The sequence below is a fragment of the Kitasatospora sp. NBC_01266 genome (assembly GCF_036242395.1).
GTDB lineage: Bacteria > Actinomycetota > Actinomycetes > Streptomycetales > Streptomycetaceae > Kitasatospora.
The window spans coordinates 92,803-119,254 of the sequence record NZ_CP108459.1 but is presented as its reverse complement, the minus strand read 5'-3'; the positions used below and the strand labels follow the sequence as shown (position 1 = coordinate 119,254).

General features: G+C 75.3%; 2 protein-coding genes and 1 pseudogene. All 3 read right to left on the bottom strand.

What is annotated here, in order from left to right:
- Positions 1-8: 8 nt before the first annotated feature.
- Complete coding sequence (locus tag OG403_RS36550; RefSeq protein ID WP_329572900.1) at positions 9-10,607, bottom strand: type I polyketide synthase; 10,599 nt, start codon at positions 10,605-10,607, stop codon at positions 9-11.
- Positions 10,608-10,657: 50 nt separating this feature from the next.
- Complete coding sequence (locus tag OG403_RS36545) at positions 10,658-15,505, bottom strand: type I polyketide synthase (RefSeq protein WP_442911111.1); 4,848 nt, start codon at positions 15,503-15,505, stop codon at positions 10,658-10,660.
- A 97-nt stretch (positions 15,506-15,602) separates the two neighbouring features.
- Positions 15,603-26,114, bottom strand: a pseudogene (locus OG403_RS36540) (SDR family NAD(P)-dependent oxidoreductase); the annotation flags it as partial.
- Positions 26,115-26,452 lie beyond the last annotated feature (338 nt).

Below are 26,452 nucleotides of genomic sequence, written 5' to 3'. Positions count from 1 at the left end.
TGCTTCTCTCACATTCCCTGTGTCTCGTCGAGCCCGAGACCTTCGAGCGCCATGTTGATCAAGCTCTCGGCGTCCAGATCGTCGATCGCTTCCGCGTCGTCGACGAGCGTGGACTCCGAGTGCTCCGCCGGTCCGTCGGCAAGGTGGAGCAAGGTGTCGACCAGACCCAGTTCCCGCAGGCGGGACATCGGGACGGTCTGCAGCAGCCGGCGGATCTTTCCTTCGTCCGAGTCGGGGTCGACCGCGTCGCCGGTGCTGCCCGCGTCCTGCGCCGGGCGGAGTTCCTCGGCGAAGAACTCGGCGACCGCCGTGGGGTTGGGGTAGTCGAAGACCAGCGTGGGCGGCAGGCGCAGCCCGGTGGCCTCGGCGAGGCTGTTGCGGAATTCGACGGCGGACAGCGAGTCGAAGCCGAACTCGTTGAACTCGCGGGTCTTGCCGATCGCGGCGGCCGAGGAGTGGCCGAGGACCGCGGCCGCGTGCGCCCTCACCAGGTCGATGAGTTCGTCGGTGCGGGCCTGGTCGGACAGGGCCGCCATCCGGCTGCGGAACGCCGTCGTGTCGACCGCCGAGGACTGCGCCCGGCGCCGGGCGCGGGCCGGGGCCAGCGCACGCAGCAGGGGCGGCAGGTCGGTGGCGGCCCGCAGCGCCTTGAGGTTCAGCCGCATGGTCACCAGGGCGGCTGCGCCCTGGGCGTACGCGGCGTCGAACACCTCGGTGCCCGCGCTCGCGGAGAGGGCCTCGATGCCGCTGCGGCCGATCCGGTCGCTGCCGGACGCCGCCAGTTCGCCGGCCATGCCGCCGGCCGCCTCCTCCCCCGCCCACGGTCCCCAGGCGAGGGACTGGACGGGCAGGCCTTGGGCGCGGCGGTGCGCGGCGAGGGCGTCCAGGAAGGCGTTGGCCGCGGCGTAGTTGGCCTGGCCCGGGTTGCCCAGGACACCGGCCGCCGAGGAGAAGAGCACGAAGGCCGCCAGGTCGTGACCGGCCGTCAGCTCGTGCAGGTGCAGGGCCGCGGCGGCCTTGGGCCGCAGCACGTTCGCCAGCCGCTCGGGGGTGAGGGAGGCGAGGATGCCGTCGTCGATCACACCCGCCAGGTGCAGGACACCGGTCAGCGGGTGCTCGGCCGGGATACCGGCCAGCAGCCGCTCCAGGGACGGGCGGTCGCCGGTGTCGCAGGCGGCCACCTCGACCGAGGCGCCCAGGGCGGACAGCTCGGCGACCAGCTCGGCGGCGCCCTCGGCGGCGGGGCCGCGACGGCTGGTCAGCAGCAGGTGCCGGACACCGTGTTCGGTGACCAGGTGCCGGGCGAACAGGCGGCCCAGCAGGCCGGTGCCGCCCGTGACCAGCACGGTGCCCTCCGGGGCGAACGCCGACGCCTGGGCTCCGTCGGCCGCCGCCGGGGCGCGCACCAGGCGCGGTGTGTGGGCCACGCCGTCGCGCACGGCGAGCTGCGTCTCGCCCGAGGCCACGGCTGCGGCGATCTCGGCGTCGGTGTCGGTGCTGATGTCGGTGTCGGAGTCCATGAGGACGATCCGGCCGGGGTTCTCGGACTGCGCGGAGCGCACCAGGCCCCAGAGCGCCGCACCCGCCAGATCGGGGGTCCGCGTCTCGGACAGGGCGACCGCGCCCCGGGTGCGGACGACCAGCGTCGCGCCCTCGAAGCGGTCATCGGCCAGCCAGTCCTGGACGGTGCGCAGTGCCGTGGCCAGCGAGTCCTGCAAGGCGGCGGCGTCCGTGTCCGGCACCGGTGCCACGTCCCAGACGACGGCCTGCGGCACGGTGGCACCGGGTGCGGTGGCCGACTCCCACGAACCGACCGACAGCGCGTCGACCGGGTCGCCGGTCGCCAGCGGCGACCAGTCCACCTGGAAGAGCGCGTCCCGGGCGGCGGACGTCTCGGTGGCGTTCGCCACCGAGCTGAGCGGCCGCAGCACCAGCGAGCCGATCGAGGCGACCGGCAGGCCGGCCGCGTTCGCGAGGTCCACGCTCACGGTGCCCTCGCCCCGGGCGGTGACCCGGACCCGCAGCCGCGTCGCGCCCTCGGCCGCCAGGGAGACCCCGGACCAGGCGAACGGCAGCGCCGCCTGACCGCCGGTCACCCCGGACAGCGCCACCAGGTGGAGCGCCGCGTCGAGCAGGGCCGGGTGGACGCCGAACCGGTCGGCTTCGACGCCCTCGGGCAGCAGCACGTCGCCGAACACGTCGTCACCCACCCGCCAGGCGGCGCGCAGCCCCTGGAACACGGGTCCGTAGACCAGCCCGGCTTCCGCCACCTCGTCGTAGAACCCGTCGAGCTCCAGCGGTTCGGCACCCTGCGGCGGCCACACCGCCGCGTCGAACTGCCGGGCCGGGGCCGCCGCTTCGGCGGTCAGCACGCCGGTCGCGTGGCGCACCCACGGCTCGTCCTCGTCGCCGCGCGAGAAGAAGGTCACCGTCCGCCGGTCGGCGTCGTCCGCCGCGCCGACCGACACCCGCACGGCCACGCCGCCGGACTCGGGCAGCACCAGCGGTGCTTCGAGGGTCAGTTCCTCCACCGCCGGGCAGCCGACCTCGTCGCCCGCGCGGATCGCGAGCTCCACGAATCCGGTGCCGGGGAAGACGACGGCCTCGCCGATCCGGTGGTCGGCCAGCCAGGGCTGGACGGCGGTCGAGAGTCGGCCGGTCAGCACCACGCCGTCGGTCTCGGGTGAGGAGATGACCGCGCCGAGCAACGGGTGGTCGAGCGTGCTGAGGCCGAGGGAGGCGGGGTCGCCGCCGCCCTGGTTCGCGATGATCCAGTAGCGCTCGCGCTGGAAGGGGTAGGTGGGCAGGTCGAGGCGGTGGGCGCCGGTGCCGTTGTGGAAGGCGGTCCAGTCGATGCGGGTGCCGGCCGTGAAGAGGCGGGCCACGGCCGACAGGAGGGTCTGCGCCTCGGGCTGGTTCTTGCGGACGGTCGGGACGACGACGATCGGGGTGTCGCTGTCCAGGGTGCTCTGGGTGAGCGCGGTCAGGATCGCGTCCGGGCCCAGCTCCAGGAACCGGGTCACGCCGCGTCCGTGCAGGTGGGTGACCGTGTCGGCGAAGCGGACGGCCTCGCGCAGGTGGCGGGTCCAGTAGTCCGGGGTGCCCCAGTCCTCGGTCACCTCACCGTGCACGCCGGAGACCACCGGGATGGTGGGCCGGCTGCGGGTGATGCTCTCGGCGACCAGGTGGAACTCGGCGAGGACCGGGTCCATCAGCGGGGAGTGGAAGGCGTGCGAGACCTTCAAACGGCTGGTCTTGCGGCCCTGGGCGGTGAACTCGGCGACGATCGCCTCGACATCCGCCTCGACACCCGAAACCACCACCGAGGAGGGGCTGTTGATCGCCGCGATCCCGACGGTGTCCGTCAGGTGCGGCAGGACCTCGGCCTCGGTCGCCTGGAGCGCGGCCATCGCGCCACCGGCCGGCAGCGCCTGCATCAACCGGCCACGGGCCGCGACCAGGCGGGCCGCGTCCTCCAGACCGATCGCACCGGAGGCGTGGGCGGCGGTGATCTCACCGATCGAGTGCCCGGCCAGGAAGTCCGGGCGCACCCCCCACGACTCCACCAGACGGAACAGCGCGGTCTCGACGGCGAACAGCGCGGGCTGGGTGTACGCGGTGCCGGCCAGCAGCTCCGCGTCCTCGCCCCACATCACGTCCTTCAGCGGAATCTCGAGGTAGGCGTCGAGCGCGGCCACGGCCTCGTCCAGCGCGGTAGCGAACACCGGGAACGCGCCGTGCAGCTCACGGCCCATCCCGAGCCGCTGCGCACCCTGACCGGTGAACACGAACGCCGTAGCGCCGTCCACCCGGCCACCCGCGACCACACCCGCCGAACCGCTCCCCTCGGCGAGGGCGGAGAGGCCGGCCAGCAGCTCCTCGCGGTTCTCGGCCACGACCACCGCGCGGTGCTCGTGCGCCGTGCGTCCGGTCACCGTGGAGTAGGCCAGGTCGGTCAGCGACACGTCCTGCTGCTCGGCGACCTGCGCGCCCAGCCGGGCGGCCTGGTCGGCCAGCGCCTTCGGCGTGCGGCCGGAGAGCACGACCGGGACGACCGGCGGCTCGTGGCGCTCGACCGCCTCCTCGGCTGCGGCCGCCGGGGCTTCCTCGATGATGATGTGGGCGTTGGTGCCGCTCAGGCCGAACGAGGAGATACCCGCGCGACGCGGGCGCTCGCCGGCCGGCCACTGGACGGCTTCCGTGAGGAGCTCGACGTTGCCGGCCTCCCAGTCCACGTGCGGGGTCGGCTCGTCCACGTGCAGGGTCTTCGGCAGCAGCTCGTTGCGCAGCGCCAGCACCATCTTGATGACGCCGCCGACGCCGGCCGCCGCCTGGGCGTGGCCGATGTTGGACTTCAGCGAGCCGAGCCGGAGCGGCTTGTCCTCGGCGCGGCCCTGGCCGTAGGTGGCCAGCAGCGCCTGCGCCTCGATCGGGTCACCGAGGGTGGTGCCGGTGCCGTGCGCCTCCACGGCGTCGACCTCGGCCGTGGTCAGGCCGGCCGAGGCGAGCGCCTGCTGGATCACCCGCTGCTGCGAGGGACCGTTGGGCGCCGTCAGACCGTTCGACGCACCGTCCTGGTTGACCGCCGAGCCGCTCACCACCGCGAGCACCTGGTGCCCGTTGCGGCGCGCGTCCGAGAGGCGCTCGACCACCAGCACGCCGACGCCCTCCGACCAGGCGGCACCGTCGGCCGCACCCGCGAAGGACTTGCAGCGGCCGTCGGCGGCCATGCCCTTCTGGCGGCTGAACTCGACGAAGATCTCCGGGTCGGACATCACGGTCACGCCGCCGACCAGGGCCAGCGTGGACTCGCCCGAGCGCAGCGACTGGATCGCCAGGTGCAGCGAGACCAGCGAGGACGAGCAGGCGGTGTCCACCGTCATCGACGGGCCCTCGAGGCCCAGGACGTAGGAGATCCGGCCGGAGGCGATGCCGCCGGTGCTCGCGTTGTGCGCGTAGTCGTGGTACATCATCCCGGCGTAGACGCCGGTCTTGCTGCCCTTGAGCGAGCGCGGGTCGATGCCCGACCGCTCCAGCGCCTCCCAGGAGACCTCGAGCAGCTGGCGCTGCTGCGGGTCCATGATCAGCGCCTCGTTGGGGCTGATCCCGAAGAAGTCGGCGTCGAAGTCGCCCGCGTGGTCCAGGAAGCCGCCCTGGTCGGTGTAGCTGGTGTCGGGGCGCAGGCCCTGGGGGTCGTAGATCCGGGCGATGTCCCAGCCGCGGTCGGTGGGGAAGCCGGAGATGACGTCCACCCCGCCGACGACGGCCTGCCACAGGTCCTCGGGCGAGCCGATGCCGCCGGGGAAGCGGCAGGCCATGCCGACGATCGCGATCGGGTCGCCGGTGACGGGCGCGGCCGCGGCGGGCGCGGCCGCCTGCTCGGGCAGGCCGGAGATCTCGGTGAGCAGGTGGCGGGCCAGCCCCAGCGGGTTGGGGTAGTCGAAGACGACGGTGGCGGGCAGCCGCAGCCCGGTCGCCTCGACCAGCCCGTTGCGGAACTCCACCGCGCGCAGCGAGTCGAAGCCCAGCTCCTTGAAGGCCCGCTCGGGTTCGATGGCCTGGGTGGAGCTGAAGCCGAGGACGTCCGCGATCTGCTGGAGGACCAGCTCGAGCACGGCGGCCTCGCGGTCGGCCTCGGCGACGGCGGCCAGCCGCTGCTGCAGCCCGCCGGTCTCGACCTTGGCCCCGGCCTTGCGGCGGGCGGTGACCGGGGCGAGGGCCCGGAACACCTCGCGGGCGCTCGCGCCCTGGGCCCGGATGGCGGCGATGTTCAGCTTGACCGGGACGAGGGTGGCGTCGCCGGCGCGGCGGGCGGCGTCGAAGAGGGCCACGCCCTCGTCCGAGGCGATCGGGAGCACGCCGCCCTGGGCGGCGATGCGGGTGCGCTCGTCGGCCGTCAGGCCGCTGGTCATGCCGCTGGCCTCGCCCCAGAAGCCCCAGGCCAGGGACTGGGCGGGCAGGCCGTGGGCGCGGCGGTGCGCGGCGAGGGCGTCCAGGAAGGTGTTGGCGGCGGCGTAGTTGGCCTGGCCCGGGTTGCCCAGGACGCCCGCGACGGAGGAGAAGAGCACGAAGGCGGCCAGGTCCAGACCGGCCGTCAGCTCGTGCAGGTTGACGGCGGCGTCGATCTTGGGCCGCAGCACGGCGTCGACCCGCTCGGGGGTGAGGGAGGCGAGGATGCCGTCGTCCAGCACGCCGGCCAGGTGGACGACGCCGGTGAGCGGGCGGTCGGCGGGCAGCTGCGCGAGCAGCGCGGCCAGCGCGTCGCGGTCGGCCGCGTCGCAGGCGGCGATCTCCGCCTCAGCGCCCAACTCGCGCAGCTCCGCGAGGAGTTCGGCGGCGCCCTCGGCGGCCGGGCCGCGCCGGCTGGTCAGCACGATGCGGCCGACGCCGTGTTCGGTGATCAGGTGCCGGGCGAGGTGCCTGCCCAGGGTGCCGGTGCCGCCGGCCAGTAGCACGGTGCCGTCCGGGTCGAACGCCGGCACGGCCGGGGCCGTCGCCGGGTCGCTGTCGGCGCGCACCAGGCGCGGCGCCAGCTGGACACCGGCGCGCACCGCGATCTGGGACTCGCCGGTGGCGACGGCGGCGGCGGCGGTCTCGGCGGCGGCCTGCGGGTCGGTGTCGAGCAGCACGATGCGGCCGGGGTTCTCGGACTGCGCGGAGCGCACCAGGCCCCAGACGGCGGCGCCGGCCAGGTCCACGGCGTCCTCGCCGGGCAGCGCGGCGGCGCCGTGGGTGCGCACCACCAGGGTCGAGGCCGCGCAGCGCTCGTCCGCCAGCCACTGCCGGACCACGTCCAGCGCCTGGTGCACGGCGGTGCGGGCGGCCTGGGCGTCGGTGCCCGGGGTGGGCGTCCAGACCACGACGTCGGCGACCTCGGTGTCGCGCGGGGCGTCCCAGGCCCGGACGGTGCGGCCCTCGGCCGGCGGCTGGGCGACGGGCTGCCAGTCGATCCGGAAGAGGGCGTCGCGGACCAGGGCCCGGTCGGCGGTGAGCAGGTCCTCGGTCAGCGGGCGCAGCACCAGGGAGTCGATGGCGGCGACCGGGGCGCCGGCGGAGTCGGCGAGGTCCACGCCGACCTCGCCCTCGCCCAGCGGGCGGACCCGCACCCGCACGCTGGTGGCGCCTTCGGCGGCGAGCGAGACGCCCGACCAGGCGAAGGGCAGCGCGCCCTGGGAGCCGGTCACGCCGGTCAGCGCGACGGTGTGCAGGGCGGCGTCGAGCAGCGCGGGGTGCAGGCCGAAGCCGGTGGCGTCGGTGCCCTCGGGCAGCTGCACCTCGGCGTAGATGTCGGTGCCGACCCGCCAGGCGGCGCTCAGGCCCTGGAAGACCGGGCCGTAGACCAGGCCCTCGCGGGCGATGTCGGCGTAGAAGCCGTCGAGGTCGACGGCCTCGGCGCCGGCCGGGGGCCACGGCGCGGTGTCGAAGGTCCGGGGTTCGGCGGCGGTCCGGCTCAGGGTGCCGACCGCGTGCCGGGTCCAGGCCGCGCCGGTGTCCTCCACCCGGGAGTGGACGGTGACGGTGCGCCGGCCGGCCTGGTCGGGGGCGTCCACGGTCACCCGCAGCGCGACACCGCCGCGCTCGGGCAGCACCAGGGGCGCTTCCAGGGTCAGCTCGTCGACGCTCGGGCAGCCGGCGTGGTCGCCGGCCCGGACGGCCAGTTCCACGAAGCCGGTGCCGGGGAAGAAGACGGACTCGCCGACCCGGTGGTCGCCGAGCCAGCCGTGGGTGCCGGTGGCGAGGCGGCCGGTGAGGGTGAAGCCCTCGCCGTCGGGCGAGCTGACGATCGCGCCGAGCAGCGGGTGGTCGGCGGGCTCCAGGCCGGCGGCGGCGACGTCGCCGCGGGCGGCGGGTGCCTGGGCCCAGTACTGCTCGCGCTGGAAGGCGTAGGTCGGCAGGTCCACGGGGGTGCCGCCGGTGCCGAAGAACTGCGTCCAGTCGACCGGCAGGCCGTGCGTGTGGGCCTCGGCGAGCGAGGCGACGAAGCGGTCCAGGCCGCCCTCGTTGCGGCGCAGCGAGCCGATGGGGGCCGCGGTGGCGCCGACGGCGGAGACGGTCTCGGCCAGGCCGACCAGCAGCCCGGGGTGCGGGCTGGCCTCGACGAAGGCGGTGAAGCCGTCGTCCAGCAGGCGGCGGGTGGTCTCCTCGAAGAGCACGGTCTGGCGCAGGTTGCGGTACCAGTAGTCGGCGTCGAGGGTGGCGGTGTCGAGGCGGGTGCCGGTGACCGTGGAGTAGAAGGCGGTCGGGGTGGAGCGCGGGGCGACGTCGGCCAGGGCGGCGATGACGCGGTCGCGGATCTCCTCGACGAAGACCGAGTGCGAGGCGTAGTCCACCGGGATCTTGCGGGCTTGGACGCCGCTCTCCTCGAGCTGGTTGTACAGCTCGTCGAGCGCGTCGACGTCGCCGCAGACGACCACCGAGGTGGGGCTGTTGACGACGGCGAGCTGCAGGCGGCCGCTCCAGCGGGGCAGCAGGGCCTCGGCCTCGGTGGCGGGCAGCCGCACCGACATCATGCCGCCCAGGCCGGCCAGCCCGGAACGGATGATCTTGCTGCGCAGGGCGACGATGCGGGCGCCGTCCTCCAGGGTGAGGGCGCCGGCGGCGGTGGCGGCGGCGATCTCGCCCTGCGAGTGGCCGACGACGGCGTCCGGCTGGACGCCGAAGGAGCGCCACAGCTCGGCCAGCGAGACCATGACGGCCCACAGCACCGGCTGGACGACGTCGACGTCGGCGAAGGTGGGGGCGCCGTCGCGCTCGTACAGGACGTCGAAGAGGTCCCAGTCGACGAACGCGGACAGGGCCTGGGCGCACTCGCGCATCCGGTCGGCGAAGGCCGGGGCGGACTCGATGAGTTCGACGGCCATGCCGACCCACTGGGAGCCCTGGCCGGGGAAGACGAAGGCGATCCGGGAGGAGCCGAGGGCGGTGCCGCGCACCACGGCCGGCGACTTGTCGCCGGCGGCGAGCGCGTCGAGGCCGGCCAGCAGGGCGTCGCGGTCGCCGCCGAGCACCACGGCGCGGTGGTCGAAGGCGGCGCGGCGGGTGAGCAGCGAGTGGCCGAGGTCGGGCAGGGCGAGCTCGGCGTCGTCCCGGACGAAGGCGGCGAGCTTGGCCGCCTGGCCGCGCAGCGCCTGGGTGCCGCGGGCGGACAGCAGGTAGGGCAGCACCGGCGAGGCGAGCGGGGCCGCGGTGGGCTCGGCGGTGTCGTCGGCGGGCTCGGCCTCGGGGGCCTCGCTGATGATGACGTGGCTGTTGGTGCCGCTCAGCCCGAACGCGGAGACGCCCGCGGTGCGCGGGTGGTCCTCGGTGCGCGGCCAGGGCTCGGCCTCGGTGAGCAGCTTGACGTGGCCGGCATTCCAGTCGACGTGGCTGGAGGGCTCGGTGACGTGCAGGGTGCGCGGCATCAGGCCGTGGCGCAGCGCCATCACGGTCTTGATCACGCCGCCGACGCCGGCCGCGCCCTGCGCGTGTCCGATGTTGGACTTGAAGGAGCCCAGCCGAAGTGGTCGTTCGGCGCTGTGGTCCTGGCCGTAGGTGGTGAGCAGGGCCTGGGCCTCGATCGGGTCGCCGAGCGTGGTGCCGGTGCCGTGCGCCTCGACCAGGTCGACGTGCGAGCCGGGGATCTGGGCGTTGGCCAGCGCCTGGCGGATCACCTTCTGCTGCGCGGGGCCGCTGGGCGCGGTCAGGCCGTTGGAGGCGCCGTCGGAGTTGATCGCCGAGCCCTGGATCACCGCGAGGACGGGGTGGCCGTTGCGGCGGGCGTCGGAGAGCCGCTCCAGCAGGATGACGCCGACGCCCTCGGCCCAGCCGGTGCCGTCGGCGGAGTCGGAGAACGCGCGGCAGCGGCCGTCGGGCGACAGGCCCTTCTGGTGGCTGAACGCGACGAACGGGGAGGGCGTCGACATGATCATCACGCCGCCGGCCAGGGCCAGCGTGCACTCGCTCTGGCGCAGCGCCTGCGCGGCGAGGTGGATGGCCACCAGCGAGGACGAGCAGGCGGTGTCGACGGTGAAGGAGGGGCCCTCCAGGCCGAGCACGTAGGAGACCCGGCCGGAGATCACCGAGGCGGCGCGGGCGGTGGCCATGTAGGCCTCGACGGCCTCCGGCACGCCCTCGTCGAAGTCGCCGTAGTCCTGGATGCCGGAGCCCATGTAGACGCCGACCGAGCCGCCGCGCAGGGTCTGCGGGTCGATGCCGGCCCGCTCGAAGGCCTCCCAGGACACCTCGAGCACCAGCCGCTGCTGCGGGTCGGTGCCCTCGGCCTCCATCGGGCTGAGGCCGAAGAAGCCCGGGTCGAACAGGCCGGCGTTCTCCAGGAAGCCGCCCTGGTGGACGTAGCTGGCCCCGGCCGCGTCCAGGTCGGGGTTCATCAGGGCCTCGAGGTCCCAGCCGCGGTCGGTGGGCATGCCCGCCACCGCGTCCCGCCCCTCGGCCACCAGCTCCCACAGCTGCTCGGGCGTGCTGATCCCGCCCGGGTAGCGGCAGCTCATGGCCACGATCGCGATCGGTTCCCGGGCCTGTGCCTCGACGTCCTGGAGCCGCTGACGCGTCTGGTGCAGGTCGGCCGTGACCTTCTTCAGGTAGTCGAGAATCTTCTCGTCGTTTGCCATGTCGGATCCCACCGAGTCCTTTTTGGTGAATGTGTCAGCGATGTGCTCGGTCAGGACAGGCCGAGTTCTTGATCGATGAAAGCGAACACGTCGTCCGCGGAGGCGGATTCGAGCTGGTCGAGGACGTTCTCGCCGGCGCCCTGGGGGTCGGTGAGTCGGCCGAGCAGGGCCTGCAGCCGCGAGGCGATCCGGCTGCTGCGGATCTGCTCGATGTCCAGCGAGTCGGCCAGCGCCTCGAACCGGTCCAGTTCGGCGAGGACGTCCGTGCCGTTCGCCGCGTCCTGGAAGAGCTCGGTGCGCAGGAAGTCGGCAAGGGCGACGGGGTTGGCGTGGTCGAACACCATGGTGCTGGGCAGGCTGGCGCCGGTCGCCTCGTTGAGCCGGTCGCGCAGGTCGACGGCGGCGACGGAGTCGAAGCCGAGGTCCTCGAAGGCCCGGGTCGGCTCCAGCTCGGCCGGGGAGTCGTAGCCGAGCAGGCTCGCGGCCTTGGCGCGGACCAGGTCCAGCAGGGCCCGCTGCTGCTCGGCCTCGGACTTGCCGGCCAGCTCGGTGACCAGGGCGGAGCCGCCGCCGGCCGCCGCCGCGCCGGTGGCGCCGTCCAGGACGGCGCGCACCTCGGGGAGCGCGTCCAGCAGCGGGCGCGGGCGGGCGAGGGTGTAGGTGGGGACGAAGCGCTCCCAGTCGAACTCGGCGACCACCAGGTGGCTCTCGTCGTGCTCGACGGCCTGGCGCAACGCGCCCACCGCGACCGAGGGCCGCATCGCGGGTGCGCCGATGCGCTGCATCATGGCCGCCAGCTCGGCGTCGACCATGCCGCCGTCCCACGAGCTCCAGGCGATCGAGGTGACGGTGCGGCCCTGGGCGCGCCGCTGGTGGGCGATGCCGTCCAGCTGGGCGTTGGCGGCCGCGTAGGCGGCCTGTCCGGCGCTGCCCCAGACGGCGGCGCCGGAGGAGAAGAGCACGAAGGCGTCCAGCGGCTGGTCCGCCAGCAGCGCGTCCAGGTGCTGCGCTCCGGTCACCTTCGCGTCGTTGACCTCGGCGAACTCCGTCAGGGTCAGCTCGGTGAGCGGGGCGATGCGCTGCATGGCGCCGGCGGCGTGCACGACGGCGGTCAGCGGCTGGTCCTGCGGCACCGAGGCCAGCACCCGGGCCAGCGACTGCCGGTCGGTGACGTCGCAGGCCGCCACGGTGACCCGCGCGCCCAGCTCCTCCAGCTCGGCCGTCAGCTTGTCGATCCCGGCGGTGGCGGGGCCGCGGCGGCCGGTGAGCAGCAGGTGCGGCGCACCCTCGGTGGCGAGCCGGCGGGCCACGTGGGCCCCCAGGCCGCCGGTGCCGCCGGTGATCAGGACGGTGCCGCGCGGCTGCCAGGTGCGCCGGGGGGCCTGGTCGCCCACCGGGACGCGGACCAGGCGCCGGACGAACAGGCCCTGCGGCCGGATCGCGACGGCGTCCTCGCCGGTGGCTCCGGTGAGCCAGCCGCACAGCTGCCGGGCGGCCCGCTCGTCGAGCTCGGCGGGCAGGTCGGCGATGCCGCCGAAGGTCTGCGGCAGGTCGAGCGCGAGGCCGCCGGCCAGCCCCCACAGCGGGGTCTGGGCCACCGCGGTCACCTCGTGGGAGCCGGCCACGGCCGCCGCCTGCGAGGTGAGCAGCCACAGCGGGGCGGTGCTCGCGGCGTCGCCGAGCGCCTGCACCAGGGTGATGGTGGCGGCCAGGCCCTGGCTGAGGACGGGGTGCCCGGGGTGCGGCTGCTCGTCCAGGGCGAGCAGCGAGAGCACGCCGGCCGGGGTGCGGGTGCGCAGCAGGTCGGCGAGCGCGGCGCGGTCCTGGTCGGCGACGACGACGGTCTCCGGGGCGGCGCCGTGTGCGGCCAGGGCGGCCAGCACGGCGGTGATCCGGCTGTCCTGGGCGAGCCGCACGGGGACGGCGACCAGCCAGCTGCCGGTGAGCACCGGGGTGGCGGCGTCGGTGGCGGCCGACTGCCAGACCACCCGGTAGCGCCAGGAGTCCAGGGTGTGCAGATCGTGGTGGTGGCGGCGCCAGCGCGCGAGCGCGGGCAGCACCTCGCCCAGCGAGTCCGCGCCGATCTCCAGCCGGTCGGCGAGGCTGCCGACCTCGGCGTGCTCGACGGCGTCCCAGAAGGCGGTGTCGGCGGCCGCGTCGCCGCCGGTCGCCGGGGCGCCGGCCATCCCCGGGGTGGCCGGGGCGGAGTCGGCCCAGAACGAGCGGTGCTGGAAGGGGTAGGTCGGCAGGTCGACGCGCCGGGCGCCGCGGCCGGCGTAGAAGGCGGGCCAGTCCACCGGGCAGCCGCGGGCGAAGGCCTGGCCGAGCGCGGCGAGCAGCGTGCGCTCCTCGTCGCGGCCGCGGCGCAGCACCGGGGCGACCAGCGCGTCGGTGCCGAGCGAGTCGCCCGCCATCGGGGTGAGCGCGGCGTCCGGCCCGAGTTCGAGGAAGACCCGCACGCCGTCCGCCGCCAGGGTGCGCAGCGCGTCGCCGAACCGGACGGCCTCGCGCACGTGGCGCACCCAGTACTCGGGGTCCTGCAGCTCGCCGGGCTCGGCGGCCCGGCCGGTGAGGTTGGAGACGATCGGGCGGGCGGCCTCGTGCCAGGCCACGCTCTGCGCGACGGCCCGGAACTCGGCCAGCATCGGCTCCATCAGCGGCGAGTGGAAGGCGTGCGAGACGCGCAGCTCGCGGGTCTTGCGGCCCTGCTCGGCGAAGTGGGCGGCGATGGCGCGCACCGTCTCCCCGGCGCCGGAGACCACTACGGCGGTGGGGCCGTTGACGGCCGCGAGGCCGGTGCCCTCGGTCAGCAGCGGGCGGACCTCGTCCTCGGTGGCCTGGATCGCGGCCATCGCGCCGCCGGCCGGCAGCGCCTGCATCAGCCGGCCGCGCGCGGCCACCAGCCGGGCGGCGTCGGGCAGCGTGAGCACCCCGGCGACGTGCGCGGCGCTGAGCTCGCCGACCGAGTGCCCGGCCAGCAGGTCGGCGCGCAGGCCCCAGGAGTGCAGCAGGCGGAAGAGCGCGGTCTCGACGGCGAAGAGCGCGGGCTGGGCGAAGGCGGTGCTGTTCAGCAGCTCCGCGTCGTCCCCCCACATCACGTCCTTCAGCGGGGTGCCGAGGTGCGCGTCGAGTGCCTCGGCCGCCTCGTCCAGCGCCCCGGCGAAGACCGGGAAGGCCGCGTACAGGCCGCGCCCCATGCCCAGGCGCTGGGCGCCCTGGCCGGAGAAGAGGAAGGCGGCGCGCACGTCGGGCTCGGCGGTGGCCCGGGCGGCCTCCTCCGGGGTGTCGCCGGCGGCCAGCGCGGTGAGCGCGCGGACCAGCTCGTCCCGGTCGGCGACGGCCAGCACGGCGCGCTGCTCCAGGGCGGCGCGGGTGGTGGCCAGCGAGAGACCCAGGTCGGCGACGGACGGCTGGTCGGCGGGCTGCTCGGCGAGGTGGGCGAGCAGGGCGGCGGCCTGGGCGCGCAGCGACTCGGCGGTCCTGGCCGACAGCGGCACGGGCACCATGATGGCGGCCTCGGTGGCCGCCGCGGGCGCGCCCTCGCCGGCCGGCGGCTGCTCGTCGGGCGCGCCCGGCTCGGGCGCCGCCTCGAGGATGACGTGGGCGTTGGTGCCGCTGAGGCCGAAGGCGGAGACCGCGGCCCGGCGCGGGTGCCCCCGGTCGGGCCAGGCGATGGACTCGGTGAGCAGCTCGATGTTGCCGGCCGACCAGTCGACCTTGGGCGAGGGCTCGTCGACGTGCAGGGTCTTGGGCAGCAGGCCGTGCCGGATCGCCTCGACCATCTTGATCACGCCGCCGACACCGGCCGCGGCCTGGGCGTGCCCGATGTTGGACTTGATCGAGCCGAGCCACAGGGGTTGGTCCGCCGGACGTCCCTGGCCGTAGGTCGCCAGCAGCGCCTGCGCCTCGATCGGGTCGCCGAGCGTGGTGCCGGTGCCGTGCGCCTCGACGGCGTCGACCTGGTCGGCGGTGAGCTGGGCGCCGGCCAGGGTCTGCTGGATCAGCAGCCGCTGGGCGGGGCCGTTGGGCGCGGTCAGGCCGTTGGAGGCGCCGTCCTGGTTGATGCCCGAGCCGCGCACCAGGGCGAGCACCGGGTGGCCGTTGCGGCGGGCGTCGGAGAGCCGCTCGACCACGAGCATGCCCACGCCCTCGCCCCAGCCGGTGCCGTCGGCACCCGCGGCGAAGGACTTGCAGCGGCCGTCGGGGGCCAGGCCGCGCTCCTGGCTGAAGCCGACGAAGGAGGTGGGGGTGGCCATCACGGTGACGCCGCCGGCCAGCGCGAGCGTGCACTCCCCGGCCCGCAGCGCCTTGACCGCCCAGTGCAGCGCGACCAGCGACGAGGAGCAGGCCGTGTCGACGGTGATCGCCGGGCCCTCCAGGCCGAGCACGTAGGAGATCCGGCCGGAGGCGACGCTGCCCAGGCCGCCGGTGCCGCCGTCGGAGGGGTAGTCGTGGTAGACGACGCCGGCGAAGACGCCGGTGCGGCTGCCCTTGAGCGACAGCGGGTCGATCGAGGCGCGCTCCAGCGCCTCCCAGGAGGTCTCGAGCAGCAGCCGCTGCTGCGGGTCGGTCTCCCGCGCCTCCTTGGGGCTGATCTTGAAGAAGTCGGCGTCGAAGGCGTCGGCCTCGTGCAGGAAGCCGCCTTCACGGGCGTACGACTTGCCCGGCGTGCCCGGCTGGGGGTCGTAGAGGCCCTCCACGTCCCAGCCCCGGTTGAGCGGGAAGCCGGTGATGCCGTCGCCGCCGGAGGCCACCAGGTCCCACAGGTCCTCGGGCGAGCGGACCCCGCCGGGGTAGCGGCAGCTCATCCCGACGATCGCGATGGGCTCGTGCTCGCGGGCCTCGGCCTCGCGCAGCCGCCGCTTGGCGGTCTGCAGGTCGGCGGTGGCCCGCCGCAGGTAGTCGCGGAGCTTGTCCTGGTCTGGGTCTGGCATCTGAGGTCAACCAATCTGCAGCAGGCGGTGGTTCGTACCGGTCGGGGGCTGGGCGGTCAGCTCAGGTCAGCCCCAGTTCCCGGTCCAGTGCCGCGAACAGTTCGTCATCGGAAGCCCCTTCGAAGTCCTGCTCCGGGGCGGCTTGTCGGGTGCTCTGGAGGTCCTGCCAGCGGCGCAGCACCGCTTCGAGCCGGGCGGTGACGGCAGCCGTCTCCGCCGTGCCGGGATCGACGGCCGTCAGGGCCTCGTCCAGCTGGTCCAGGGCGGTGGTCAGCACCTGCGTGGCGTCGTCGGCCGCCGGCTCCAGCAGGGAGTCCAGGTAGCCGGCCACGGCGCGCGAGGTCGGGAAGTCGAAGGCCAGGCTGGCCGGCAGGGCGAGCCCGGTGGCCGCGCCGAGCCGGCTGCGCAGTTCGTCGGAGGCCAGGGAGTCGAAGCCGAGCCCCTGGTAGGCCTGGTCGGCGGGGACGGCGTCGGCGGAGGCGTGGCCGAGCAGTCCGGCGACGTGCGTGCGGACCACCTCCACCAGCACCCGCAGCCGGTCGTTCTGGTCCAGCCCCGCGAGCCGCTGGCGCAGTCGCTGCGCCTCGTCGGCGCCGCCGCGCTCGGCCTGCCGGTCCGGGACCCGGACGAGTCCGGACAGCACCGCGGGCAGCCGCCCGGCGGACGGCGAGCGCAGTGCGGCCCGGTCCAGGTCGAAGGCGGCCAGCTCCGGCTCACCGGTGCGCAGCGCCTCGTCGAGCAGGGCCAGGCCGCGCTCGGCGTCCAGGGCGGGCAGGCCCAGCGAGGCCAGCAACTGCCGCTGCTCCTCGGTCTCCGGACCGGCCTGCCACGGGCCGTGGCCGACCGCGGTGGCGGCCAGGCCCAGGGTGTGGCGGTGCCGGGCGAGGGCGCTCTGGAAGGTGGCGCCGGCGGCCAGGGCGGCCAGGCCCGCGCCGTGCATCAGGCCCGCGGTCGAGGTCAGCAGCACGAAGGCGGCCAACTCCCGGTCGCGGGTGAGCTCGTGCAGGTTCCAGGCCGCCTGCGCGCCGGGGCGCAGGCCCGCCGCCAGCGCCTCGGGGGTGGTGGCCGTCAGCCGGCCGCCGACCGCCGCCGCGTTGGTGTGCACGATCGCGACCAGCGGGTGCTCGGCGGGGATGGCCGCCAGCAGGGCCGCCAGGGCCGTGCGGTCGGCCGGGTCGCAGTCGGCGATGGTGACGTTGGCCGACTCGGCCAGATCGGCCGGGAGTTCGCCCCCTGCGGTGCGGGTGAGCAGCAGGTGGTCGGCGCCGTACTCGGCGACCAGGTGGCGGGCCACCGCGGCGCCGGTCGGGGTGCTGCCGCCGGTGACCAGCACGGTGCCGCCCGGCAGGGCGGAGCGCTCCGCGTCCGGCGCGGTGGCCCGGACCAGGCGGGGTGCCAGGACGCTGCCGCCCCGGATCGCCAGCTCGGTCAGGCCGGTGCCGAGCGCGGCGGGCAGGGCGGCGCGGGAGGCTTCGGCGCCGTCGAGGTCCACCAGCACGAAGCGGCCCGGGTTCTCGCTCTGCGCGGCCCGCACCAGACCCCAGACGGCGGCCTGGGCGAGGTCGGGGCTCTGGTCGGGGCGGACCGCGGCGGCGCCGTGGGTGACGACGGCCAGCGGTGCGCGCCGCTCCTGCCCGGCGCCCAGGTGCTCGGCCAGCCGGGCCAGCACCGCCCGCGCCACCGCGTCGGCGGCGACCGCGCTGTCGGCCTCGTCCGGCACCGGGCAGTCGAACACCTCGAAGGCGTCCTGCGGTACGGGGATGCCGCCCTCGGTCGAGGACCAGCTGAGTCGGTACAGGGCGCCGGCCGGCTCGCCGGTGCGCAGCTCGGCGGCCGAGACCGCCCGGTGCCGCACCGCGCCCGCCGACAGCACCGGGGCGCCGTCCTGGTCGGCCGCGTGCAGCACCGCCAGGCCCTGCTCGTCCCTGGTGATCCGCACCCGCAGGGCGGTGGCGCCCGGCCGGTGGGCCCGGACCTCGGACCACGCCGACGCGGTCAGCGGGCCGGCGGCCGTCTCGTCGCCCAGGATCTCCAGGTGCAGGGCGGCGTCGAGCAGCGCGGGGTGCAGCACGAAGCGGGCGGCCGCGGCCTGCTGCTCCTCGGGCAGCGCGATCTCGGCGAACAGGTCGCCGCCGCGCCGCCAGGCCGCCCGCAGGCCCTGGAAGACCGGCCCGTAGCCGTGGCCCCGGGCGAGCAGCCGTTCGTAGGCGTCGGTGACGGTGACGGGCTCCGCGCCGGCCGGCGGCCAGGCGGCCAGGTCGGGCAGCGGGGCCGCACCGGCGTGGTCCAGGACGCCCTGGGCGTGCCGGACCCAGGCGTCCTCGTCCGCGCTGTCCGGGACCCGGGTGTAGACGCTCACCGGGCGGCTGCCGTCCTCGCCCGGGGCGCCGACGACCACCTGCAGCGGGACGCCGCCCTGCTCGGGCAGCACCAGCGGGGCCTCGACGGCGAGCTCGGCCAGCCGGTCGCAGCCGAACTCGGCGCCGGCCCGCAGGGCCAGCTCCACGAGGCCGGCGGCCGGCAGGACGACGGTGCCCAGCAGGTCGTGGTCGGCCAGCCAGGGCTGGGCGGTGCGGGTCAGCCGGCCGGTCAGGGTCGCGCCGCCCTGGCCGAGGGCGGGCAGCACCGCGCCGAGCAGCGGGTGGTCGAGCGCGTCCAGGCCGAGCGTGCCGGCGTCGCCGCCGGTCTGCTCGGGCAGCGCCCAGAAGTGTTCGCGCCGGAAGGCGTAGGTGGGCAGGTCGATCCGGCGGGCGTGGCGCCCGGCGAAGAACGCCGCCCAGTCGACCGGGACACCGGCCGTGTGGGCGCGGGCCAGGCCGGCCACCAGGGTCTGCTCCTCGTCGCGCTCGCGGCGGGCGAGCGCCACGAACACCGGGTCCGGGCCGGCTGCCTGGCCGTCGGCGACACAGGCCGGGCCCAGGCCCGCCAGCACCGCGTCGGGGCCCACCTCGAGGTAGGCGGTGACCCCGGCCTCGCCGAGGGCGCGCACGCCGTCGGCGAACCGGACGGCCTGCCGCACGTGGCGCACCCAGTACTGCGGGTCGGCGATCTCCTCGGCGGTCATCACCCGGCCGGTCACGTTGGAGACGACCGGGGTGTGCGGGGCGCCGACGGTCAGGGCCGCGGCGAACTCGCCGAACTCGGCGAGCATCGGCTCCATCAGCGGGGAGTGGAAGGCGTGCGAGACGCGCAGCCGGGAGACCTTGCGCCCCTGGGCGGTGAAGTGGTCGGCGAGCTGCCGCACCGCGTCCTCGGCGCCGGAGACGACCACCGAGCGCGGCCCGTTGAGCGCGCCGATGCTCACCTGCCCGGTCAGCAGCGGCAGCACCTCTTCTTCGGTGGCCTCGACGGCGGTCATCGCGCCACCGGCCGGCAGCGCCTGCATCAGCCGGCCGCGCGCGGCCACCAGCCGGGCCGCGTCGGCCAGCGACAGCGCGCCGCTGACGTGGGCGGCGGTGATCTCGCCGACCGAGTGGCCGGCCAGGAAGTCCGGCCGCACGCCCCACGACTCCAGCAGCCGGAACAGCGCCGTCTCGAAGGCGAACAGTCCGGTCTGGGTGTAGGCGGTGCGGCTGAGCAGCTCGGCGTCCTCGCCCCAGACGACCTCGCGCAGCGGCCGGTCCAGGTGCCGGTCCAGCTCCGCGACGGCGGCGTCGAAGGCCTCGGCGAAGACCGGGAACGCGGCGTGCAGCTCGCGGCCCATGCCGGGGCGCTGGGCGCCCTGGCCGGAGAAGAGGAAGGCGGTCAGGCCGCCGGTGTCGGCCCGGGCGACCGAGCCGGCGCCGGGTGTCCCGGCGGCCAGCGCGGCCAGGTCGCGGCGGGCCTGCTCGGGGTCGGTGACGGTGAGCGCGGCCCGGTACTCCATCGGGGTGCGGGCGGTGGCCAGCGAGTACGCCACGTCGCGCGGGGCGGCGTCGGGCACGGTGTCCAGGTGCCCGAGCAGCTCGCGGGCCTGGCGGCGCAGTCCGTCGGTGTCGCGGGCGTTGAGGATCCACGGGACCGGGCGGGCGGCGGGCTCGGGGGCGTCGACGGCGTCAGTGGCCTCGACGGCTTCGACGGCTTCCAGGATGACGTGGGCGTTGGTCCCGCTGATGCCGAAGGACGAGACGCCGGCGCGGCGCGGACGGCCGGTCTCGGGCCAGGCCTGGCTCCGGTCGAGCAGCCGGACGCTGCCGGATGCCCAGTCCACCTTGGGCGAGGGCTCGTCGAGGTGCAGCGACCTGGGCAGCACGCCCTCGCGCATCGCCTGCACCATCTTGATCACGCCGGCCACGCCGGCGGCGGCCTGGGTGTGGCCGATGTTGGACTTGATCGAGCCGAGCCACAGCGGTTCGGCCTCGCCCCGGTCCTGGCCGTAGGTCGCCAGCAGCGCCTGCGCCTCGATCGGGTCGCCGAGCGCGGTGCCGGTGCCGTGCGCCTCGACCGCGTCGACGTCGGCGACGGTCAGGCCCGCGTTGGCCAGGGCCTGCCGGATCACGCGCTCCTGCGAGGGGCCGTTGGGCGCCATCAGTCCGTTGCTCGCGCCGTCCTGGTTGACGGCGGTGCCCCGGATGACGGCCAGCACCTGGTGGCCGTTGCGGCGCGCCTCGGAGAGCCGCTCGACCACGAGGACACCGACGCCCTCGGCCCAGGCGGCGCCGTCGGCGGCGGCGGAGAACGACTTGCAGCGGCCGTCCTTGGCCAGGCCGCGCTGGCGCGAGAACTCCACGAAGGTCTCGGTGGAGGCCATCACCGTCACGCCGCCGACCAGGGCCAGCGGGCACTCCCCCGACCGCAGCGCCTGCGCGGCCAGGTGCAGGGCGACCAGCGAGGAGGAGCAGGCCGTGTCGACCGTCACCGAGGGGCCCTCGAGGCCGAAGGTGTAGGACACCCGGCCCGAGCCGAGCGAACCGGCCGCGCTGTTGCCCGTGTAGTCGTGGTACATGATCCCGGCGAACACCCCGGTGGGGGTGGCCCGCAGCCCGGCCGGGTCGATCGCGGCGCGCTCCAGCGCCTCCCAGGCGACCTCCAGCAGCAGCCGGTGCTGCGGGTCGGTGGTCAGCGCGTCGTTCGGGCTCATGCCGAAGAAGGCCGGGTCGAAGGTGTCGGCGTCGTGCAGGAAGCCGCCGTGGCGCACGTAGACCTTGCCGGGGGTGCCCGGCTCCGGGTCGTACAGACCCTCGAGGTCCCAGCCGCGGTCGGTCGGGAACTCCGAGATGGCGTCGGTGCCCTCGGTGACCAGGCGCCACAGCTCCTCGGGCGAGCGGACCCCGCCGGGGTAGCGGCAGGCCATGCCGACGATCGCGATCGGGTCGTCCTGGTCCGCGGCGACCGCCGGGGCCAGGGCCGCGCCGACCGGGGCGGCGGTGGCGCCGGCCAGCAGCGTGTCGAGGTGGTCGGCGACGGCGCCGGCGCTCGGGTGGTCGAAGACCAGGGTGGGCGTCAGCCGCAGGCCGGTCGCGGCGGTGAGCTGGTTGCGCAGCTCCAGCGCGGTCAGCGAGTCGAAGCCGAGCTCGTTGAAGGCCCGGTCCGGACCGACCTCGGCCGTCGAACCGTGGCCCAGGATGGACGCCACCTGGCCGCGGACCAGCTCCAGCAGGGCGCGGCGGCGCTCCTTGGCCGGCAGCGCCGCGAGCCGGTCGCCGGCGCCGGCCGTGCGGGCGGCTCCCGGACGGCCCGCCGCGCGCGCCCGGCGCCGGACCAGCTCGCGGAACTGGGCGGGCAGGTCGTCGGCGGCGCGCAGGGTGGCCAGGTCGAGGGCGAGCGGCAGCAGCAGTGCGGCGGCCGAGCCCAGGGCGGCGTCGAACAGGGCCAGGCCCTGGTCGGCGGGCAGCGCGGCGATCCCGGAGCGGCGCATCCGCAGCAGGTCGGCCTGGTGCAGCTCGTCGGCCATGCCGTCGCCGCTGACCGTGCCGTCGGCGTTCTCGGTGGCCCACAGGCCCCAGGCCAGGGACTGGCCCGGCAGGCCGAGCGCGCGGCGGTGCGCGGCGAGGGCGTCCAGGAAGGCGTTGCCCGCCGCGTAGTTGCCCTGACCGGGGTTGCCGAGCACACCGGCGACCGAGGAGAAGAGGACGAACGCGCTCAGCCGCGCGTCCCGGGTCAGCGTGTGCAGGTTCCAGGCCGCGTCGACCTTCGGGCGCAGGGCCTGGTCGAGCAGCGCGGGGGTGAGCGAGCCGATGGTGGTGTCGCCGAGCACTCCGGCCAGGTGGACGACCGCCGAGACGTCGTGGGCGGCGAGCAGCTCGCGGGTGGCCGCCGGATCCGCCAGGTCGCAGCCGGCGAAGATCACCTCGGCGCCCAACGCGGCCAGCTCGTCGGCCAGTTCACCGGCGCCCGGGGCCTCGGCACCGCGCCGGCTGACCAGCAGCAGGCGACCGGCGCCGTGCTCGGTGACCAGGTGCCGGGTCACCAGGCGGCCCAGCGTGCCGGTGGCACCGGAGACCAGGACGGAGCCGGAGCCGTCGAAGCGAATCGTTTCTTCCGCCACCGTCGTCCCGGCGGCGGCGCGGGTCAGCCGGGGCGCCGAGAGCACCCCGTCGCGCAGCACGACCTCGGGCTCGTCGGCGGCGAGCACGGCGGCGAGGGTGTCGGCGGTGAGGTCGGCGGCGGCCTGGCCTGCCAGGTCCAGCAGCACGATCCGGCCGGGGTTCTCGGCCTGCGCGGCACGCATCAGGCCGCGCAGCGCCGCACCGGGCAGGTCGGCGACCTCCTCGCCGGCGACGGCGACGGCGCCACGGGTCAGGACGACCAGGCGGGAGTCGGCGAACCGCTCGTCCGCGAGCCACTCCTGGAGGTCCGTCAGCGCCTTGGTCAGCACCCGGTGGACCAGCGCGGCGGTGGACTCGTCCGCCGCGGTGTCCGGCGCGGCCGAGTCGAGCACCAGCACCTCGGGCACCGGCTCGGCACGGTCGTACTCCGCCCACCGGCGGAAGGAGACGGCGGCGGGAGCCGACGCCACCGGCAGCGCGCGCAGCTCGACGGCGAACAGCGCCCCGCCGGACGGCTCGGCGGCGGCCGGCACCGCGGCGGGCCGCGAGAGCAGGGACTCGACGGAGAACACCGGGTTGCCCGCGCCGTCCGCGCCGTCGATCACGATGCCGTCGGCGCCCAGCGGCGCGATCCGCACCCGCAGCTGCGTCGCACCGACCGCGTGGACCCGGATGCCCTTCCAGGCGAACGGGAGCAGGACCCCGCGCTCGCCGTTCCCGGCCTGCTCGGCCGCGCCGTCCTCCAGCAGCGAGCCGTGCAGGGCGGCGTCGAGCAGGGCGGGGTGGATGCCGAAGCGGTCGGCGTCCTCGTGGGCCTGCTCGGGCAGCTCGACCTCGGCGAAGACGGTGTCGCCCTGGCGCCAGGCGGCCTTCAGCCCCTGGAAGACCGGACCGTAGGCGTAGCCGCGTCCGTGCAGCGCCTCGTACGCGTCCTCGACCGGGAGCTCGGTGGCGCCGGTGGGGGGCCAGCTGGTCAGGTCGGTGGCGGGGGTGACGGGCTCGCTGCTGAGCAGGCCTTCGGCGTGCAGCTGCCAGGGGGTGTCGGGCAGCGCGTCCTGGGCGCGGGAGTGGATGCGCACCGGGCGGCGGCCGAGGTCGTCGGCGGAGCCGACGGTGACCTGCAGGGCGATGCCGCCGTGGTCGGGCAGCACGAGGGGGGCCTGGAGGATGAGTTCTTCCAGGGTGGGGCTGCCGGTGTGTTCGCCGGCGTGCAGGGCGAGTTCGACGAAGCCGGTGCCGGGCAGCAGCACGGTGCCCAGCACGTCGTGGTCGGCCAGCCAGGAGTGGGTGTCCAGGGCGAGGCGGCCGGTGAAGGTGAAGCCGTCGCCGTCGGGGGCGGAGAGCACCGCGCCGAGCAGCGGATGGTCGGCGCGGCCCAGACCGAGTCCGGCGGCGTCGCCGTCCTTGGCGAGCTGGCCGAGCATCCAGTAGCGCTCGCGCTGGAAAGCGTAGGTGGGCAGGTCGACGCGGCGGGCGCCGGTGCCGGTGTAGAAAGCGGTCCAGTCGATCCGGGTGCCGGCCGTGAACAGGCGGCCGAGCGCGGCGAGCAGCGTCTGCGCCTCGGGGCGGCCGCGGCGGACGGTGGGGATGAAGGTGGTGCCCTCGGCCTCGCCCACGCTCTGGGCGGCCAGCGCGGTCAGGACCGCGTCCGGGCCGAGCTCCAGGAAGGTCTCGACACCGCGCTCGTGGAGGAACGTCACCGTGTCGGCGAAGCGGACGGCCTCGCGCAGGTGGCGGGTCCAGTACTCGGGGGTGCCCCAGTCCTCGGCGATCGTGCCGTGGACACCGGACACCACCGGGATGCCCGGCTGCTGGTAGCCGATGCTCTCGGCGACCGCGCGGAACTCGACGAGGACCGGGTCCATCAGCGGGGAGTGGAAGGCATGCGAGACGCGCAGCTTGGTCGTCTTGCGGCCCTGGGCGGTGAACTCGGCGACGATCGCCTCGACATCCGCCTCGACACCCGAAACCACCACGGAGGAAGGGCTGTTGATCGCCGCGATCCCGACCGTGTCACTCAGGTGCGGCAGCACCTCGGCCTCGGTCGCCTGGAGCGCGGCCATCGCACCACCGGCGGGCAGCGCCTGCATCAGACGCCCACGCGCCGCGACGAGGCGGGCGGCGTCGGCCAGGGTGATCGCGCCGGAGGCGTGGGCGGCGGTGAGCTCACCGATCGAGTGCCCGGCCAGGAAGTCCGGCCGCACCCCCCACGACTCCACCAGACGGAACAACGCCGTCTCCACCGCGAACAACGCGGGCTGGGTGAACGCGGTGCCGGCCAGCAGCTCCGCGTCCTCCCCCCACATCACATCCTTCAGCGGCCGGTCCAAGTGCTCGTCCAGCGCGGCCACGGCCTCGTCCAGCGCGGTAGCGAACACCGGGAACGCCGCGTGCAACTCACGGCCCATCCCCAGCCGCTGCGCACCCTGACCCGTGAACACGAACGCCGACTTGCCCTCACGCACCGACCCGGTCACCACACCCGGCGACCCCACACCCTCCACCAGCGCGGACAGACCCGCCAGCAACTCCTCACGCCCCCCGGCCACCACCACCGCGCGGTGCTCGAGCGGCGTGCGGCTGGTCGCGGTGGAGTACGCCAGGTCGGTCAGCGACACGTCCTGCTGCTCGGCGACCTGCGCGCCCAGCCGGGCGGCCTGGTCGGCCAGCGCCTTCGGCGTGCGGCCCGTCACCACCACCGGCAGCACCGGCAGTTCCACGTGCTCGGCGGCCTCCGCCGCCTCCTCGACCGGAGCCTCCTCCAGGATCACGTGGGCGTTGGTGCCGCTGAGGCCGAAGGAGGAGACGCCCGCGCGGCGTGGCTGCTCGCCGGCCGGCCACGGCACGGCCTCGCGCAGGAGCTCGACGTTGCCGGCCTCCCAGTCCACGTGCGGGGTCGGCTCGTCCAGGTGCAGCGTCTTGGGCAGCAGGCCATGGCGCAGCGCCAGGACCATCTTGATGATGCCGCCCACCCCGGCCGCGGCCTGGGTGTGGGCCAGGTTGGACTTCAGCGAACCCAGGTACAGCGGCTTGGCATCGGCGCCACGCCGCCCGTAGGTGGCCAGCACCGCCTGCGCCTCGATCGGGTCACCGAGCCTGGTGCCGGTGCCGTGCGCCTCCACCGCGTCCACGTCCGCGATCGTCAGCCCCGCGCTGTCCAGCGCCGCGCGGATCACCCGCTGCTGCGAAGGCCCGTTCGGCGCCGTCATCGAGGACGACGCACCGTCCTGGTTCACCGCCGAACCCCGCACCAGGGCAAGGACCGGGTGGCCGTTGCGCCGGGCGTCGGACAGACGCTCCAGCACCACCACACCCACACCCTCCGAGCAGCCCGTCCCGTCCGCCGCAGCCGCGAAGGACTTGCAGCGGCCGTCGGCGGCCATCCCCCGCTGGTGGCTGAAGTACAGGAACATGTCCGGCTCGGTCATCACCGTCACACCACCGGCCAACGCCAGCGTCGACTCACCCGACCGCAACGACTGCGCCGCCAGATGCACCGCCACCAGCGACGACGAGCACGCCGTGTCGATCGTGACCGCCGGACCCTCCAGCCCCAGACTGAACGCCACCCGACCCGTCACCAGACTGCCGCCGGTGGAGGCGGAGGCCTCGGTGCCCTGCGCGTAGTCGTGGTACATCACGCCGCCGAAGACACCGGTCTTGCTCTCCCGCAGGCTGTGCGGGTCGATGCCGGCGCGCTCGATGGCCTCCCAGGAGGTCTCCAGCAGCAGCCGCTGCTGCGGATCCAGCCCGAGCGCCTCGCGCGGCGAGATACCGAACAGCGCGGCGTCGAAGTCGCCCGCGTCGTAGAGGAAACCGCCCTCACGCGTGATCGTCCGGCCGGGCTTGCCCGGCTCCGGGTCGTACAGACCCTCGGTGTCCCAGCCGCGGTCGGTCGGGAACGCGGAGACGCCGTCGCGCTCCTGCTCCAGCAGCTCCCAGAGCCCCTCCGGCGAGTCGACCCCGCCGGGGTAGCGGCAGGCCATGCCCACCACGGCGATCGGCTCGCCGGAGATCTGCTGTTCCGCTACCGCGAGCCGGGCGCGGGCATCGCGCAGATCGGCGGTAGCCCGGCGTAGGTATTCGAGAAGCCTCTCCTCGTTGCTCACCGAGCACACCCCTCCAATGCCTTTCGACTGCGCCGAAACGAGATTTGGTTTTCCCTGCGCCGCGCGGCAGGTATTTCGGACGCCGCATCGAGCCGGCACCCGCATTCGACGAGCTCATGATGGACCGAGATATCTGGCAAATTACTTCGCCGCCGGGCGGGCGCCCACCCCTGAGCCTGGCGGAACCCGCGCAGTACCGAGGACTTCGGGGTCAAGTTAGGGGAACTAGGGGTGGGCAGGGGTGGACCGCCCTGTTAGCGTTTCGAGCGGTACTTTGCCGCTCGCCGAGCGAATCCCGAGCCGAACGCTTTTTCGGCCGGGGATTGCGGTCCGGG